The following is a 15,440-nucleotide window of genomic DNA, read 5'->3' as shown; positions in this document are numbered from 1 at the left end:
AAATGAACCGCTACACCGGATTGATCGAACACTACCGCAAGCGCCTGCCGCTGGCGCCGGAAGCCCGCGCTGTTTCGCTGGGAGAAGGTCGCACGCCGTTGATCCGCTTGCACAACATTCCGCGCCAGATCGGATTTGAAGGTGAGCTTTACGTCAAGTTTGAGGGGCTGAATCCAACCGGATCATTCAAGGATCGCGGCATGACCGTGGCGGTCACGCAGGCCGTGCACGAAGGCTCGCGAGCCATTATCTGTGCGTCGACCGGAAACACATCGGCGGCGGCGGCGGCGTATGCGGCCCGCGCCGGGATCACCGCGTTCGTGCTGATTCCCGAAGGCAAGATCGCTTTGGGCAAGCTGGCCCAGGCGGTGGTGCATGGCGCCGTCGTGGTGCAGATCCAGGGCAACTTCGACGACGGTATGCGTCTTGTCAAGGAAGTGGCCGAGACGGCACCGGTGGCGATCGTGAACTCGATCAATCCGTATCGTCTGCAGGGTCAGAAGACCGCGGCGTTCGAGATCGTCGAGGAACTCGGCCGCGCCCCTGACTATCACTGCCTGCCCGTCGGCAATGCCGGCAACATCTCGGCCTACTGGATGGGCTACTCGGAGATGGTCGGTCTGAGCACGGCGGCTTCCGCGCCGTTCGACGGCGGAGCCGGGTATGACAAGACCGCAGTGACTGACCGGCGTCCGGTCATGGCCGGCTATCAGGCAGCGGGTGCCGCACCGTTCCTGCGCGGGGCGCCGGTCGAGCATCCGGAAACAGTGGCGACAGCAATCCGCATCGGCAATCCGCAGTCCTGGGATCTGGCCTGGGCGGCGCAGAAGGATTCCAACGGCTGGTTCGATGAATTCAGCGACGAGGAAATCCTCGCTACGCAGAAGCTGCTGGCGCGTGAGGAAGGCGTGTTCTGTGAGCCGGCGTCAGCAACTTCGCTGTGCGGTGCACTGGCAGATATCAAAACCGGCAAGATCAAGCCGGGTTCGACCGTCGTCTGTACGCTGACCGGAAACGGGCTGAAGGATCCGGACATCGTCATGAAGGACGGGCTGAAGGATCTGATCCGCGTGCCTGCCGAGCGCGGTGCGGTTGAGCAGGCGCTGCTGCAGCGACTGGCTTGATCTACATTTCCAGGGCCCGGCATCTGACCGTCGATAATCTGCGGTTGCGGTTCGGGAGCTGAGCCTGTGACCGCTATCCAGCGTCGCAACCCGGGTGACACCAGGGTGTTGCCGGCGACGCTGCATCCGGTGCTGCGCCGGGTTTACGCCGCACGCGATGTCGGTGCCGAGCAGTTGTCGCTGGAGCTCACGCATCTGCTGCCTCCTGACGGCCTGCTCGGGATCAACGTTGCGGCATCCCTGCTGGCGGATGCGATCGCGGCCGGTGATTCCATCGTCATTGCCGGAGACTACGACGCCGATGGTGCCACGGGCACGGCGGTTGGCGTTCTCGGTCTTCGTGCCCTCGGTGCTTCGGCAGTGCACTACGTGGTGCCGGATCGCTTCGTGATGGGCTATGGCCTGTCGCCGGCGCTGGCGGAGCAGGCGGCGGCGACAGGCGCCAGTGTGCTGGTGACAGTCGACAACGGGATTGCCAGCATTGCCGGTGTCGAACGCGCGCGTGCGCTGGGCCTGCGCGTGATCGTGACCGATCATCATCTTCCGGGTGAGGTGTTGCCGGCTGCGCACGCGATTGTCAATCCGAACCAGCCAGGCTGTCCCTTCGCCTCCAAGGCGCTGGCCGGCGTCGGCGTCATGTTTTATCTGCTGCTGGCGCTGCGCGCGGAGCTGCGACGACGCGGCGCGTTCGGTGACGACAGCGGTCCGAATCTGGCCAGCCTGCTGGATCTGGTCGCTGTGGGCACGGTAGCCGACCTGGTGCGCCTCGACCACAACAACCGCATTCTGGTGGAGCAGGGCTTGCGTCGCATCCGCGCCGGGCGCACGCGTCCTGGGGTGCTGTCATTGCTGGCCTGTGCCGGACGTGACCCTGCGCGTACCAGCGCCGCCGACATCGGCTTTGGCCTGGCGCCACGCATTAACGCGGCAGGTCGCCTTGAAGATATGTGTTGCGGTATTGAGTGCCTGCTCACCGACGACCTCACCCAGGCGCGTGAACTGGCCATGCGATTGGACGGAATCAACCGCGAGCGGCGCAGCATTCAGGACCAGATGCAGTTCGATGCACAGGAGCTGGCGCAGGACAACACCGCGACCGGTGTCTGTCTGTTCCATCCGGAGTGGCATGAAGGTGTGGTCGGCCTGGTCGCCAGCAAGCTCAAGGAATCGCTGCATCGACCGGTCATCGCCTTTGCCCAGGCGCACAACGCCGACGAGCTCAAGGGTTCAGGGCGTTCGATTGCCGGATTGCATCTGCGCGACGTGCTGGCGCGGATCGATGCCGAGCGGCCCGGTCTGATTGCGCGCTTCGGTGGCCATGCGATGGCGGCGGGATTGTCGTTGCGACGGGATCAGCTCGAGGTTTTTGCCGAGGCGTTCGATCGTGTCTGCCTTGAGCAGCTGGCGCCGACGGATCTTCAGCGCGTGATCCTGACCGATGGCGAATTGGCGGATGACGAGTTGAATCTGGAGACCGCGCTGGCCCTGGAAGATGGTGGGCCTTGGGGACAGGGATTTGCCGAGCCTTTGTTCGAGGGACGCTTTGACGTTGAGCTGGCGCGGCCGGTGGGGTCCGATGCGGCGCACATCAAGTATCGGCTGCGCAGCCCCGCCGGTGTCATCGATGCCATCGATTTCAACGGCGCCGAACGCATGCAGTCGCGGGGGAGGGTGCAAGTGGTGTATGCGCTGGCAGTGAATCGTTTCCGCGGCGCCGAAACCGTGGATCTGCGCATTGCCGAGCTGCGGCCAGGGTAGGCCGGCAACGCTTAATGCTTGGCTTCGGTGACGTCGAAGACCATCGGTGTCGACCGGGCAATATCGGTACCCTGCAGATAGTCCGCGCCGAGTCGTGTCCAGACGGCGCGCTGCCAGGGGGAATCGACGTTATTAACGATGACCTGACGGCGCAGATCCCGTGCGAGCTTGATCCGGGCGCCGGCAACGGTCTGTTCGATGGCGTCGCTCTGCAACTGCAGAAACTCTGAAGCGTCGATCCGTACACAGTCTGCGGGAATTCGTCGCAGCAGCGACAGATCGGCCAGTCGGCTCGCCTGGAAGTGGCCGACACACAGCTTGCAACCGATGGCGCGTGCCGCCTCCGAAAAGGCGATCGCGGCCTGCGCATGTTCGGTCATCGTGCGTTCGTCGATTTCGAAGCACAGCAGCGGCGGAGGAACCTCGGGCTGTTTCGAGAACAGATCGACCAGGTGATCCAGCAGCTGGCGATCGGTCAGGCTGGACGCCGACAGGTGCACGACGATGCCGTCGCACTGTTGCACCCGGTCGGGATACTGCCCCAGGCATTTGAACAGCGCCTTGAGCATCCAGCGGTCTATCTTTGCGATCAGATGATGGCGCTCTGCTGCGCCGCGATAGGCGTCGGTCTCGTTCCAGAAACCTTCCTCATCCTCCAGCGTCAGCAGCAGCTCGAACAATGCGCCACCGCCGTGGGCAGGCGGCGTGGTCGGGTGCAGATACTGGGTGGCCAGATGGAACAGGTCGCGTTCGAGGCCGTCGTGTATCCGGCGCACCCAGACGGCGTCGGTGGCGGCGGCTGGTTGTACCACCATCGCGGCATCGTGCAATACGGTGCGATTGCGTCCGTCGGACTTCGCGCGCATGCATGCGGCTTCCGCTCGACGGATGACGTCCACCGGTGTATCGATCGGATCGCTGAACAGGGTTACGCCGATACTGGCGGTAGCGATGAATTCCTCATCCTCGATCTGGATTGCATGGGCCGCAATCGCTTGGCGTAATTCATCGGCGTAGCGGCAGGCATCCTCGCTGTTGATGTTTTCCACCACCACAGCAAACTGGTCACTGCCAGTGTGGTAAAGGCTGCCAATGCGTTGGGTCTCCGACGTCAGGCGTTCGCCGATGTGAATCAGGACGTCATCTCCGGCGGAGCGACCACTGCGTTCGTTGAGGTCCTTGAGTCGGTCGACGTCGATCAGCAGCAAGGCATGTGAGCGGTGGGCAACCGTCGCGGTGTCCAGCAGGCTGCGCAATTGCCGTTCGAGGGCCGTACGGCCCGGCAGACCCGTCAGGCGTGCGACGTTGCTGCTGCCCTGCGCGGGCGCCTCAAGTGTTGCCACGCGCGGTTCAATGACAAGAATCGCACCATCGAGTTGGTGGTTGTCTGAAGTTACCGGAACCAGTCGCAAATGGATCGGAACCGGGCCATGATCGGTCATCGCTTCCATCCCGTCGCGGTAATCCAGCGCACGGGCCTGACCCGCCAGCCGTCCGATCAGCTCCGTCACCGGATCGCCGAAAATTCTCAGCAGCAGGACGTCATCGAGAGAGCGGCCCAGTGCCTGCCTGGCGTTGCACTGGAGCAGCGGCGAGGCCGCGTCGTTGATCAATTCCACCGTGCCGTCGGCGTTGCAGACAATGGTGGGTTTGTCGCTGGCCTCGATCATAGCGCTGAGGCGGGCTGTCTGGATGCTGGCGGTCCGGCGCATCACTCGCTGTTCGGTGCTGTCGCCCGCGTTGGCGTTATTGCCGCCGCTGCGTTGACTGCCCGCGCTGCGTGCGCTGAGTTCGCGGAGCTGTCGTGAGCGCTCGTTGTAGTGGTGGGCGAGTGCGCCAAATTCGTCGCGTCTGGATTCGTCCAGCGTCAGCAGCAGCGCTTCCTCAAGGGCATGCGTGCCGCGGCTGACCTCGCTGTTGATCCTGCGCAGGGGTCTGACCACGACGAATCTCAGCGCGCCATAGGTCAGCAGTAGTGCGAGCAGCAGCGTGGCGGCGATGATTGCCGTGCCGCGCGCGAAGGCGCGTTCAATCGAATTGACGCCTTGCGCGGCGGACTCGATTCGCAGTAGCCGCCACGCAGTCCCCGGAACCGACAGCAGCGTGATTTCTGCGCGGCCGCCGATGATCGGATCCGAATCCAGCGTCATCCAGTGGCCAGCATCAGTCTCGGCTCCGGGGAGTTGTGGCAGCCAGAGCTGCGCCAGGATCGACTCACTCTCGGCGCGTGCCAGCGCCCGCGTGCCGGACTCGAGACGATCAATTGCATCGCTGCTGTACAGCGACGATGCGCGCAGATTCTCCAGCCAGGTCTCGCGCTGACGATGCATCGCCAGGGCCAGCGGGTTGTAGCGGTCGTCGCGCTGCGCCAGCGCGGCAAGATTGCGGATTTCGCCTTTCGATGAGCTGATGCCGCCAAAAGTGGCATCCGCAGCCAGGATCTGGTTGTCTGCGGACAGCAGCACCGCATAGGCGCCGCTATCGGCAGGGCCCAGGGGTTGGGCCAGTGCGGTGAGTGGCAGGTCAATGGTCACGACGCCCACCAGATGGTCCTGAGCGTATATGGCCATGGCGCAGCTGACGACTTCACGTTGCGCCAGCGGATGCCGGTAGGCTTCGGTCCAGGCGCAATGTCCGCGCTGCGCATACGGAGCGGGTGTATACCAGCGCTCATGGTCGTAGGGAGCGACGCGGCGATCGTTATAGTCATGCCGAAGCTGGATCTCGCCGGATGCGGGCACGATCCAGTAGGCACTGCGACGAGCTGCGTCGGCTGAGCGTGGTTGGGGCCAGATGCCCACGCCTGCGTACTGCCTGTCACCGATGATCGAAAGCAGTTCTCCAGGGTTTGGGGAGCTGGCTGCCGGATCGTTCTGTGAAAACGCGCTGGCACCGATCAGCGCGGCAACAGTTTCAGTATGCCGGAGCTGTGCGACCAGCTGCTGTCGGATGCGCAGTGCGGCTTCCTGCTGGAATTGCCGCTGGCTGCCCGCCAGCGGCTGCTGGACCAGCAGGCGATAGCCGACGACGATCGCCGCTGCTGCAGCGACTGCGACCACCAGCAAGATCCCCGCGATCTTCAGATGCAGGGTATTGCGGTAGCCGGGACGGTATAGGGCCGCCGGTGACACGTCAGTGGTGCGGGGGCCGCTCATGGGCAGACTGCGCGGAACAACGCCGGTACGGATGTCTGGTCATCATCGCATACCCTACCGGCGTGCTCACCTGCGTTCGTCGGCCCCGCGCTTACGCAAACAGACGATTGACCATGTGCAGTGCGTCGACCAGCTGGTCGACGTCGTCCTTGCCGTTGTACAGCGCGAGCGAAGCGCGTGCCGTGGCCGGCAGGCCATAGCGCTTCATCAGCGGCATCGTGCAGTGATGGCCGGTGCGGATCGCGACCCCGGCCTGATCCAGAATGCTGCCGATGTCATGCGGATGCGCGCAGTCCATCACAAAGGACAGGATGCCGGCCTTCTGCCGGGCCGTCCCGACCAGTCTCAGGCCCGGAACGCCGCTCATTTTTTCTGTCGCATAGGCCAGCACCGCGTGCTCGTGATCTGCGGCGGCCTGCAGGCCGACGCCGGCGAGATAGTCCAGCGCCGCGGCGGCACCGATCGCACCGGCGATGTCCGGCGTGCCGGCCTCGAACTTGTACGGGATCTCGTTCCAGGTGCTGCCGTCAAAGGCGACTGTGTCGATCATGTCACCGCCGCCGTCGCGCGGCTGCATCGCTTCGAGATGTTCGCGCTTGGCATAGAGCACGCCGAAGCCGGTCGGGCCGTAGAACTTGTGCGACGAGCAGGCATAGAAGTCGACGTCCAGCTCCCGCACGTCCACCGCGATATGCGCCGCAGACTGGGCGCCGTCGACCAGGACCGGAATCCCGCGCGCATGCGCTTCGGCGATCAGCGTGGCGATCGGATTGATCGTGCCGAGCGAGTTCGAGCAGTGCACGACGGCAACCAGCTTGGTGCGCGGATTGAGCATTGCGCGCCAGGCGTCGACGTCCAGTTCGCCGGCGTCATTGATCGGCGCGGCGACGGTCTTCGCGCCGGCGAGCTGCCACGGCACGATGTTGGAGTGGTGCTCCATCGTTGTCACCAGCACTTCGTCACCGGGCGCGATGCGCGGTTGCAGGAAGCTGCGCGCGACCAGGTTGATCGCATCGGTGGTGCCGCGGGTGAACACGATTTCCTCGCGCGCGGCGTTGAACCACGCGGCGATGGTGTCGCGTGCGGATTCGTAGCCGCGGGTCGCGCGGGCGGCCAGCTCATGCACTGCACGGTGGACGTTGGCGTTGGCGTGACGGTAGTAGCCGTCCAGTGCCAGCAGCACGGCTTCTGGCTTTTGGGTGGTGGCGCCGTTATCCAGGTACGCCAGCCGCTTGCCGTGAATGACTTCGCGCAGGATCGGAAAATCGGCGCGGACGCGGTCCAGGTCGAAGTCGCTCACAGCAGTTCTCCGGCGTCCAGATCGCCGCCCATGCGCGCCAGGAAGCGGCGGGTGACGAATTCGCGCAGTGATGGCCAACTGATGCGCTGCAGCGCATCAGCCGCAAAGCTGAAGGTCAGCAGGCTCAATGCGGTGGCTTCCGGGACGCCGCGCGTGCGCAGGTAGAACAGCGCCGACGTATCGAGCTGGCCGAACGTCGCGCCGTGCGCGCACTTGACGTCATCGGCATGGATTTCGAGTTCCGGCTTGGCGTTGATCTCGGCGCCCTTGCCGATCACAAGATTGGCGATGCGCTGCTCGGAGTCGGTCTTCTGCGCACCGGGCTGTACCACGATGCGGCCATTGAACACGGCATGCGCCTTGTCCCAGGCGAGTCCACGAAAGAACTCGCGGCTGACGCAGTGCGGAGCCTGATGCTCGATCACCGTGTGATTGTCGACATGCGTACCGCCTGCCGGAGCGAACAGGCCATGCAGGCCGCACTCCGCGCCTTCGCCCTGCAGCAACAGGCGCAGGTCGTTGCGGATGCGCGCGCCGCCGAAATCGAACTGCAGCAGTTGAATGGACGCGTCGCGCTGGATGCGCGCGGTGGCCTGGAACCAGCCGCTGGTGGCGGCGGATTCATCCTGGATGCGGATCAGTTGTAGCCGGGCGTTGGCGGCGAGATCGATCTCGAGCGTCTGCGTGATCCAGCGCTCGGCGTCGCCGAGGCCGATATCGTGCAACACCACGGTGGCCGACGCGCCGGCTTCGAGTCGGATGCGATGGCGCAGATGGATCATCTTTGCCGGCGTATCCAGTACGCTGAGGTTCAGCACATGCAGCGGCTGCTCCAGGGCCACGTTGCGTTCCAGCTGCAGTTGCAGGCCGGGCGTCGCGAATGCGGCATTGAGCGCGGCCAGTCCGGCATGCGCCGGTTCGCTGATGGGGCCATCGAGCGCAGCTGTTGGCGTAGCCGCATGACCGTTGATTAGCAGCTGCTGCGTACAGTCCGGCAGGGTCCAGGCGTCCAGCGACGGCGAGGGTGCCTTCAGCGCGAGCGCGAAGGCACCTTCGGCCAGCGCGGTGAAGTCGCTGTACTTGAAGGTTTCGATCGAGCGGTTGGGCAGCCCTGCGCTGAAGAAGCGCTGCAGCTGCGCACTGCGCGTATCGCGTTCGCTGCCGGACAGGCTCGGCAGCAGCGCCTCGAAGGCGCGGGTATAGGCGTCCTGGTTCAACATCAGGCCGCCTGCTGCAGCCAGCCGTAGCCCTTTTCTTCGAGCTCGCGTGCCAGTTCAGGTCCGCCGGACTTGACGATGCGGCCAGCCGCGAGCACGTGCACGAAGTCCGGTTGCACATGGTCGAGCAGACGCTGGTAATGCGTGACCAGCAAGGTCGAGCGCTCGGGGGAGCGCAGCGCGTTGATGCCGTCGGCGACCACCTTGAGGGCGTCGATGTCGAGGCCGGAATCGGTCTCGTCGAGCACCATCAGGCGGGGTTCGAGTACCAGCATCTGCAGAATCTCGTTGCGCTTCTTCTCGCCACCGGAGAATCCTTCGTTGACGCCGCGATGGAGCATCTGCGGGTCCATCTGCATCTGCTTGACCCGGTGACGGACCCAGGCGAGGAAGTCGCCCGCGCTGAGCTCGGCTTCGCCGCGGATCTTGCGCTGGGCGTTGAACGCCGCTTTCAGGAAGACCATGTTGCTGACGCCGGGAATCTCGACCGGATACTGGAAGCCGAGAAAGATGCCAGCGGCCGCACGTTCTTCGGGCGCCAGCTCGAGCAGGTCCTTGCCGTCGAGGCGCACGCTGCCTTCGGTGACCACATAGTCTTCGCTGCCGGCCAGAAGCTTCGACAGCGTGGATTTGCCTGCGCCATTCGGGCCCATGATGGCGTGCACTTCTCCGGGCTGGATCGTCAGATCCAGCCCCTTGAGGATTTCGGTGCCGTTGACGGTGGCGTGCAGATTCTTGATTTCAAGCATGAGGAGATTCAGTCCGGATATTTGTCGGCGAGCAGCTGTCCGCCGACCGCCCAGTTCTCTTTCGGGATGTCGTCGATGACGACGTAGATGGCCTCGGCGCGACCGCCGCAGATGCGGACGTACTCGCGGGTCAGCGCTTCGCTGAGCTCGCGCTTCTGTTCACGCGAGCGGCCTTCGAGCATTTCAATGCGGATGATCGGCATGGCTCAGGCTCCAACTCCGGGTTGTGCGGGGGAGGGGTTCGAGTGCGTTGGCTTGTGACGGTCCACACGGAAGCATCCCGGCCCGCGCGGGACGCGCGGGCGTTCGCCACTGCAAAAGCCACCTTGTGTGGCTTTTGCTTGCCTGGGGCAACCGCGGCTCACCCCACCGCTCCTTCCAGTGACACCTGCAGCAGCTTCTGCGCCTCGACGGCGAATTCCATCGGCAGCTCCTTGAACACGGCCTTGCAGAAGCCGTTGACGATCATCGAGACCGCGTCTTCCTCGCCGATGCCGCGGGTGCGGGCATAGAACAGCTGGTCGTCGCTGATCTTCGACGTCGTCGCTTCGTGTTCGAGGATCGCGCTGGGGTTGCGGATCTCGGTGTAGGGGAAGGTATGGGCGCCGCACTGGTCGCCGATCAGCAGCGAATCACACTGCGTGTAGTTGCGCGCGCCTTCCGCGCTCGGCAGCACGCGGACCAGTCCGCGGTAGGACTGCTGGCCGTGGCCGGCGGAAATGCCCTTGGAGACGATGGTCGAGCGCGTGTTCCTGCCGATGTGGATCATCTTGGTGCCGGTGTCGGCTTGCTGACGGTGATGCGTCAGTGCCACCGAGTAGAACTCGCCGACTGAATCGTCGCCGCGCAGGATGCAGCTTGGATACTTCCAGGTGATCGCCGAACCGGTTTCGACCTGGGTCCAGGAAATCTTGCTGCGCGGGCCGCGGCAGTCGCCGCGCTTGGTCACGAAGTTATAGATGCCGCCGACACCGTTCTCGTCGCCCGGGTACCAGTTCTGCACGGTCGAGTACTTGATCTCGGCGTCGTCCAGCGCGACCAGCTCGACCACGGCGGCATGCAGCTGGTTTTCGTCACGCTGCGGCGCGGTGCAGCCTTCCAGATACGACACGTGGCTGGCTTCCTCGGCCACGATCAGCGTGCGCTCGAACTGGCCGGTGTTGCGCTCGTTGATGCGGAAGTAGGTCGACAGTTCCATCGGGCAGCGCACGCCCTTGGGGATGAACACGAAGGAGCCGTCGGTGAACACTGCCGAATTCAATGCGGCGTAGAAGTTGTCGCCGAAGGGCACGACACTGCCGAGGTACTTGCGCACCAGCTCCGGATGCTCGTGCACGGCTTCGGAGATCGAGCAGAAGATCACGCCGGCTTCGGACAGCTTTTTCTTGAACGTGGTGCCGACCGAAACCGAGTCGAACACCATGTCGACGGCGACGCCGGCGAGCATGGCCTGCTCCTGGACCGGGATGCCGAGCTTGGTGTAGGTCTCCAGCAGCTTGGGGTCGACCTCGTCGAGTGACTTCGGGGCGTTCGCCATCGACTTGGGCGCCGAGTAGTACGAGATCGACTGGTAGTCGATCGGCGGGTACTGCACGTTCGCCCACAGGGGCTCGGTCATCTTCTGCCAGCGGCGGAACGCCTTCAGGCGGAATTCGAGCAGCCATTCCGGTTCGTTCTTGCGCAGCGAGATGGCGCGAACGACGTCTTCGTCCAGTCCCGGGGGCAGGGTTTCGGAGTCGACATCAGTGACGAAACCGGCCGCATAGGTCCGGTTGCGCATCAGGTTGCGGGCATCCAGCGGATCGGACGAATCCGGTGTCTGGGTGTCGTTGAAGGTGGCATTGGCTGGCATGGGGCTGGGCCGGTGCGTGCTAGATCGGTGATGCCGATCGCGGATGAAAGGTCAGCGGCACTTCCTGTGGCGCCATGCGGGACGTGTTGCCCGCCATCTGTGCCAGGGTCACCGCTTCCAGTGCGTGATGAATCGCCAGATTGATCAGGCGCCAGTTGGCGCGTGCGCTGCAATCCGATTCCAGCGTGCAATCACTATGATGGCCGAGGCATTCAGTGACTGCGATGGGGCCTTCGAGAGCGGCGATGATGTCGGCTACGCTGATCCGCTCGGGATCACGCGCAAGCCGGTAACCCCCGTGGGCGCCACGCGAAGATTGCAGCAGACCACCCTGCAGCAGCTTTTTCAGCAGCTTGGCGACGGTCGGGGCGGGGATGCCGCTGCGCTCGGACAGCTCCTGGCCGCTGTACAGCCGCTCCGATGCCTGAGCCATCATGGCCATCAGGACGGTTGCGTAATCGGCAAGTTTGCTGAGCTTGAGCATCAAAACAGACTAAATTGGTACGGTATGAATTCTACGCAGGCGTCAGCGGCCCTGCAATGCGCTGGCGATACCGGTGATGGCGCCGTAACCTTGCAGGCTCCTGTAACTGAGGGTGATGCGGTGACTGAATCGCTGCTGGAAGTTCCTGCCATCGAATGGGACGTCGAGGCCCCTTATGTCGAGGCGGTCAGCGTACAGTCGCAACACCTGGACCGCTTCGGGCATACCAACAACGTGGTCTATCTGTCATGGCTGGAGCAGGTGGCCTGGGGCCACTCGGTCAGTCTGGGGCTCGATTTCGAGGCTTACGAGCGCATCGGCGCGGGTTGCGTGGCGCGGCGCCACGAACTGGACTACCTCGCGGCGACCTATGCCGGCGACCGCCTATGGCTGGCCACCTGGGTTCACGAGAACGATTTCCGGCTGAGCATGTGGCGTCGCTATCAGATCGTCCGCGAGAGTGATCGCAAGACTGTACTGCGGGGCCAAACCCATTGGGTGTGCGTTGACATGAAGAGTGGTCGGCCGCGGCGGATGCCACCTGAATTCAAGGCCTATACCCCTTGGCCGCGGCGCGCAGCGGAACTCGGCTCGGCATAACCGCTGGGGGCGGCCGGTGTCGGGTGCTGAATTGGTCTTTTTTACTTTAAGTAAGTCATATAACTAAATGATTTACTTAATTAATCAAGTTAAATTTTGAAATCGACTGCGAGCAGGTGTGGCGCATCTCCCAATCGGCCGAAGACCACGGCGTTCTGCTGGTAGCGCACAGCCAAACCCAGAATCTGCTCGGGTTCCTGATCAAGAATGCAGAAGCCGGGTTCGATCCAGTCGGAACTTGAAATCCCGGTGGCGGGGTAATTCACGGCGTCGAGAAAGTGCCAGGCGGCCGTCAAAAGGTCCGCTCGCATTATGAGTAAACGCCTGCGATTCTCTGCGGCATCAAGGGCAACTGAATGCGGATTGCACGGGGTGACGATGCTCCAGCTACGTTGGCAGCCGCATTGCCCCAGCACGGCATCCGCTTGCGCGTCGATCCGGTCGATTTGGCGCCTGATCAAGCGGCCATCGCCACAGTCGATTTCGTAGACCGCGCTGCGGTAGACCTGTTCCAGGGCGGGATCCAGTCCCGGTGTCGGCGCGATCACGGTTGCTCAGATAGCCGCTGCAGCAGGTGATCGAACAGCATTGCAACCGTTGGCAGGCATTCGACCAGCGTATGGCCGGCATCCAGCAGGTGCAGTTCGGAACGATGCAGTTGGGCGAAGCGCAGTCCGCGTTCCACCGGAACGATGTCATCGCGCCAGCCATGGATGACACTGCTCAGCGCCGGGATGCCCTGGGGTTCGTCGTCCCAACCGGGGAAGTACAGCGCAGGTGCCATCAGAAACAGTGCCTGCGGGCGCAATTCGGCACAGGCCATGGCCGAGACGTAGCCGCCCATGCTGGAACCGACCAGAACCAGCTGCCGCGCGGTGGGGTTGAGCCGCAGCAAGTACTGGACGCGCGTTGCCGGGTCGTGGGTGTGACTATAATCCGGACTGATCACCTGGAAGCCGCGATCGCGTGCGATTTCGGCCAAACGTGTGATTTTGTGCCCCCAGGGTCCGCTTTCTTTGCCGTGGGCGAAGCACACCAGCTTTTCGGGTCGCGCGTTGGCCGTCATGGATCAAGTCTCGGATCGGAGTGCGCATGATAAAGAAGACCGACGATCACGCATCGAACGACGCGCCTGCCGGGAAGCGGCGCTCGCGCAAGCGTGAAGCGCGCTTGCGCAAGGGTGATCCGCTGCAAGTCGAACTGACGGTCAGTTTCAAGTTCGGGGACGAACCCGGAGATGTCAAAACGCCGATCCGTGAACGCCAGGTGCCGATGGTCGACAGCGTGTTCAAGAGTCGCGACCGGATCATCAAGACGTTCGTCGGCTTGCTGGTGAAGACCGGCCTGTCGACGCCCAAGGTCGCGGCGCAGATCTGGCCGATTGCGCGGATCCGGCGCGGCTCGAGTGATTGATCAGGCACTCACGAACGGACGCGCCACCGCAAATTCAAGGTTCAAGAATCAGCTCCATGAAATATCTGCACTACTTCAACGCCGTTGCCCTGGCTTTGGCGCTTACGTTTGCGCTGACCCTTGGTGTGGTCAGCCTGATGTATCTGGCAAATCTGGATGCATCACCGCGGATGCGAATCGAGTGGCCGTCGGTGCGCAATGTCACTGTGGTGTTTGCGGTGCTTTCGGTATTGGCAGGGGCTGCTTTCTGGGGGCAATTCCGGCATCTGCGCTGGCGCTGGGGTGCACAGGCAATTCTATGTGTAGGGCTGGTGGTCGGCGCCCTGCTGATTCGCGCGATGGTGAGTAACTGATGTCCGGCGCGGAGGTGCCCGAATCACTGCCTGCAACAGCGCCGCGCAGCTGGGAGCCGCTATCGTTGTTGCCGATCGCGGTCGGCCTCTACTGGCTGCTGGCCGATCAGGGCATCGGCTGGCTGCTGCTGTCGGCGCTTCCGGGTTGCGTGCTGCTGGCTGCGGGCATGGTGCTGCTGCTGGTGCCGGGCGATCCAAGGGTGCCGGCTCTGATGGCCCTCGGGGCCGTACTGGGTGTGCTGCTGACGCCGCTGGTGTGGCTGGTCAGTGATTTCGAAACGCTGTTCTATACCGTGCTGGGTTCGCTTGCCTGCGTGGTCGTAGCAGGGCGCATCGGTTTGCAGGCTGCGCGGCGCTACGCTGACGCCCCGGAGCCGGATACGTCCACCGAGATGAATCTCAAGGCCGCCCTGGATGAGGCGATGCTGGGATTTTTTGTGGTGTCTGCGCGGATGCCCAGCGGCACGGTTGCCGAGCGCATGCTTGAGGACGTTCAGACCCTTGAGCAGGCGATCACTGACAACGGCTGGTTTGATGATCCGTCACTGATGCACGCCGCGCCTCCGGCTCCGGAACACACGCAGATTGAGCGAGCGCGGTTGTGGGGGAGTGACTACGAGGTTCTGCGTTACGACAGCGATTTTGTCGCTCCGCCGGGACTGCCGCGGGCCAGCTGGTTGCAGGCGCAGACCAACAGTGGTTGCCATGTGCGCATCCTTCGTCACCCCGGCGCGGCGCGCCCGTGGATGCTGTGTCTGCACGGCTACCGGATGGGCATGCCGTGGATGGACCTCGGGCTGTTTCCGCCGGCGTGGCTGCACGAGAAGCTGGGTCTCAATGTGATCCAGCCGGTTCTGCCGCTGCATGGGCCACGGCGCGTCGGCAGTTTGTCCGGTGGCCGTTATCTTGATGGCGATCTGCTGGATCTCGTGTTGGCGCAGGCCCAGGCTCTGTGGGATATCCGCCGCAGTCTGGCGTGGCTGCGCGCGCACGAGCCCGACGCCCGGGTCGGCGTGTACGGCATTTCGCTCGGTGGGTTCAATGCCGCACTGTTGTCGGCGTATGAGGCAGGGCTGGATTTTGTCGTTGCCGGGATTCCGGTGATCGATCTGGCGTCTGCGCTGTGGGGCTTCCTGCCGCCGGCCCATCTGGATTACTTCACCGCGGGCGGTATTGACGAGGCGCGCTACAGGCGGCTGCTGTCGGTGGTGTCACCACTGTCGCGTCCGCCACTGCCGTCGCGCGAGCGCCTGCACATCTTCGCCGGCGCCGGCGACTTGATCGTTTCGCCGCGACATCCATTGGAATTATCTCGGCACTGGCAGGTCCCAGTCAGCTGGTATCAGGGCTCGCATCTGAGTATCCGCAGTGAACGGATCAGCCGGCAGGTTGTGGCCGGCGCAATTCGCGAGGCCGGCTGGCCCTAGGTACACTC

15 protein-coding genes are annotated in these 15,440 nt (G+C 63.7%); 6 read left to right on the top strand and 9 right to left on the bottom strand.

Translation table 11 applies throughout. The annotated features are described in order from the left end of the window. Nucleotides 1-2 precede the first annotated feature (2 nt). Together thrC and recJ are read left to right on the top strand one after the other, a co-directional pair. Nucleotides 3-1,124, top strand: coding sequence for a threonine synthase (gene thrC / locus E4T66_RS09645; RefSeq protein WP_136848825.1), 1,122 nt, complete (start codon nucleotides 3-5; stop codon nucleotides 1,122-1,124). 66 nt (nucleotides 1,125-1,190) lie between these two features. Then, nucleotides 1,191-2,882, top strand: a complete 1,692-nt coding sequence (recJ, locus tag E4T66_RS09640) for a single-stranded-DNA-specific exonuclease RecJ (RefSeq protein ID WP_136848824.1) — start codon at nucleotides 1,191-1,193, stop codon at nucleotides 2,880-2,882. Between the two features lie 11 nt (nucleotides 2,883-2,893). Here recJ and E4T66_RS09635 read toward each other — a convergent pair whose 3' ends face one another. The 7 genes from E4T66_RS09635 to E4T66_RS09605 form a co-directional block, all read right to left on the bottom strand. Further along, nucleotides 2,894-6,037 (bottom strand): EAL domain-containing protein, encoded by a 3,144-nt coding sequence (locus tag E4T66_RS09635; protein WP_136848823.1) that lies wholly within the window; start codon nucleotides 6,035-6,037, stop codon nucleotides 2,894-2,896. A 91-nt stretch (nucleotides 6,038-6,128) separates the two neighbouring features. Further along, entirely contained in the window at nucleotides 6,129-7,337 is a 1,209-nt protein-coding gene (locus E4T66_RS09630) for an aminotransferase class V-fold PLP-dependent enzyme (RefSeq protein WP_136848822.1), read from the bottom strand. After that, nucleotides 7,334-8,557 carry a Fe-S cluster assembly protein SufD gene (gene sufD / locus E4T66_RS09625; protein ID WP_136848821.1) on the bottom strand — a complete coding sequence of 408 codons (1,224 nt, stop codon included), beginning with the start codon at nucleotides 8,555-8,557 and terminating at the stop codon, nucleotides 7,334-7,336. Before sufD ends, E4T66_RS09630 begins: the two co-directional genes overlap by 4 nt. Then, nucleotides 8,557-9,303 carry a Fe-S cluster assembly ATPase SufC gene (sufC, locus tag E4T66_RS09620; protein WP_136848820.1) on the bottom strand — a complete coding sequence of 249 codons (747 nt, stop codon included), beginning with the start codon at nucleotides 9,301-9,303 and terminating at the stop codon, nucleotides 8,557-8,559. The genes sufD and sufC overlap by 1 nt, the downstream gene beginning before the upstream one ends. 8 nt (nucleotides 9,304-9,311) lie before the next feature. Next, on the bottom strand, nucleotides 9,312-9,506 hold the full coding sequence (locus E4T66_RS09615) for a 2-hydroxymuconate tautomerase (RefSeq protein ID WP_136848819.1): 195 nt from the start codon (nucleotides 9,504-9,506) through the stop codon (nucleotides 9,312-9,314). Between the two features lie 158 nt (nucleotides 9,507-9,664). Further along, a complete protein-coding gene (gene sufB / locus E4T66_RS09610; protein WP_441347700.1) occupies nucleotides 9,665-11,083 on the bottom strand; it encodes a Fe-S cluster assembly protein SufB in 1,419 nt (472 codons plus the stop codon). A gap of 91 nt (nucleotides 11,084-11,174) precedes the next feature. Then, nucleotides 11,175-11,639 (bottom strand): SUF system Fe-S cluster assembly regulator, encoded by a 465-nt coding sequence (locus E4T66_RS09605; RefSeq protein WP_136848817.1) that lies wholly within the window; start codon nucleotides 11,637-11,639, stop codon nucleotides 11,175-11,177. Between the two features lie 120 nt (nucleotides 11,640-11,759). Here E4T66_RS09605 and E4T66_RS09600 point away from each other — a divergent pair, with 120 nt between their 5' ends. Continuing rightward, on the top strand, nucleotides 11,760-12,239 hold the full coding sequence (locus E4T66_RS09600; RefSeq protein ID WP_248679597.1) for an acyl-CoA thioesterase: 480 nt from the start codon (nucleotides 11,760-11,762) through the stop codon (nucleotides 12,237-12,239). A gap of 89 nt (nucleotides 12,240-12,328) precedes the next feature. Here E4T66_RS09600 and E4T66_RS09595 read toward each other — a convergent pair whose 3' ends face one another. Together E4T66_RS09595 and E4T66_RS09590 are read right to left on the bottom strand one after the other, a co-directional pair. Next, the gene (locus E4T66_RS09595; protein WP_136848815.1) at nucleotides 12,329-12,787 is read right to left on the bottom strand and encodes a DUF3293 domain-containing protein; all 459 of its coding nucleotides are present in this window, start codon (nucleotides 12,785-12,787) and stop codon (nucleotides 12,329-12,331) included. Continuing rightward, on the bottom strand, nucleotides 12,784-13,305 hold the full coding sequence (locus E4T66_RS09590; RefSeq protein ID WP_136848814.1) for an alpha/beta fold hydrolase: 522 nt from the start codon (nucleotides 13,303-13,305) through the stop codon (nucleotides 12,784-12,786). Before E4T66_RS09590 ends, E4T66_RS09595 begins: the two co-directional genes overlap by 4 nt. 26 nt (nucleotides 13,306-13,331) lie before the next feature. Between E4T66_RS09590 and E4T66_RS09585 the strand changes: the two genes are divergently transcribed. The 3 genes from E4T66_RS09585 to E4T66_RS09575 are packed head-to-tail and all read left to right on the top strand — an operon-like array spanning nucleotide 13,332 to nucleotide 15,432. After that, entirely contained in the window at nucleotides 13,332-13,652 is a 321-nt protein-coding gene (locus E4T66_RS09585; protein WP_136848813.1) for a hypothetical protein, read from the top strand. 56 nt (nucleotides 13,653-13,708) lie between these two features. Further along, the gene (locus tag E4T66_RS09580) at nucleotides 13,709-14,005 is read left to right on the top strand and encodes a hypothetical protein (RefSeq protein ID WP_136848812.1); all 297 of its coding nucleotides are present in this window, start codon (nucleotides 13,709-13,711) and stop codon (nucleotides 14,003-14,005) included. Next, on the top strand, nucleotides 14,005-15,432 hold the full coding sequence (locus E4T66_RS09575; protein WP_136848811.1) for an alpha/beta hydrolase family protein: 1,428 nt from the start codon (nucleotides 14,005-14,007) through the stop codon (nucleotides 15,430-15,432). Before E4T66_RS09580 ends, E4T66_RS09575 begins: the two co-directional genes overlap by 1 nt. The last annotated feature ends 8 nt before the right edge of the window (nucleotides 15,433-15,440 follow it).

Origin of the sequence: Sinimarinibacterium arenosum (assembly GCF_005047655.1) — a bacterium.
Taxonomy (GTDB): domain Bacteria; phylum Pseudomonadota; class Gammaproteobacteria; order Nevskiales; family Nevskiaceae; genus Solimonas.
The sequence above is the reverse complement of the archived record's forward strand: the minus strand, read 5'-3'. Positions and strand labels throughout refer to the sequence as shown.

Coding starts and splice junctions, on each gene's coding strand:
- thrC (WP_136848825.1), top strand. CDS start 3: ATGAACCGCTACACCGGATTGATCGAACACTACCGCAAGCGCCTGCCG.
- E4T66_RS09635 (WP_136848823.1), bottom strand. CDS start 6,037: ATGAGCGGCCCCCGCACCACTGACGTGTCACCGGCGGCCCTATACCGT.
- sufD (WP_136848821.1), bottom strand. CDS start 8,557: ATGTTGAACCAGGACGCCTATACCCGCGCCTTCGAGGCGCTGCTGCCG.
- sufC (WP_136848820.1), bottom strand. CDS start 9,303: ATGCTTGAAATCAAGAATCTGCACGCCACCGTCAACGGCACCGAAATC.
- E4T66_RS09615 (WP_136848819.1), bottom strand. CDS start 9,506: ATGCCGATCATCCGCATTGAAATGCTCGAAGGCCGCTCGCGTGAACAG.
- sufB (WP_441347700.1), bottom strand. CDS start 11,083: ATGCGCAACCGGACCTATGCGGCCGGTTTCGTCACTGATGTCGACTCC.
- E4T66_RS09605 (WP_136848817.1), bottom strand. CDS start 11,639: ATGCTCAAGCTCAGCAAACTTGCCGATTACGCAACCGTCCTGATGGCC.
- E4T66_RS09590 (WP_136848814.1), bottom strand. CDS start 13,305: ATGACGGCCAACGCGCGACCCGAAAAGCTGGTGTGCTTCGCCCACGGC.
- E4T66_RS09585 (WP_136848813.1), top strand. CDS start 13,332: ATGATAAAGAAGACCGACGATCACGCATCGAACGACGCGCCTGCCGGG.
- E4T66_RS09580 (WP_136848812.1), top strand. CDS start 13,709: ATGAAATATCTGCACTACTTCAACGCCGTTGCCCTGGCTTTGGCGCTT.
- E4T66_RS09575 (WP_136848811.1), top strand. CDS start 14,005: ATGTCCGGCGCGGAGGTGCCCGAATCACTGCCTGCAACAGCGCCGCGC.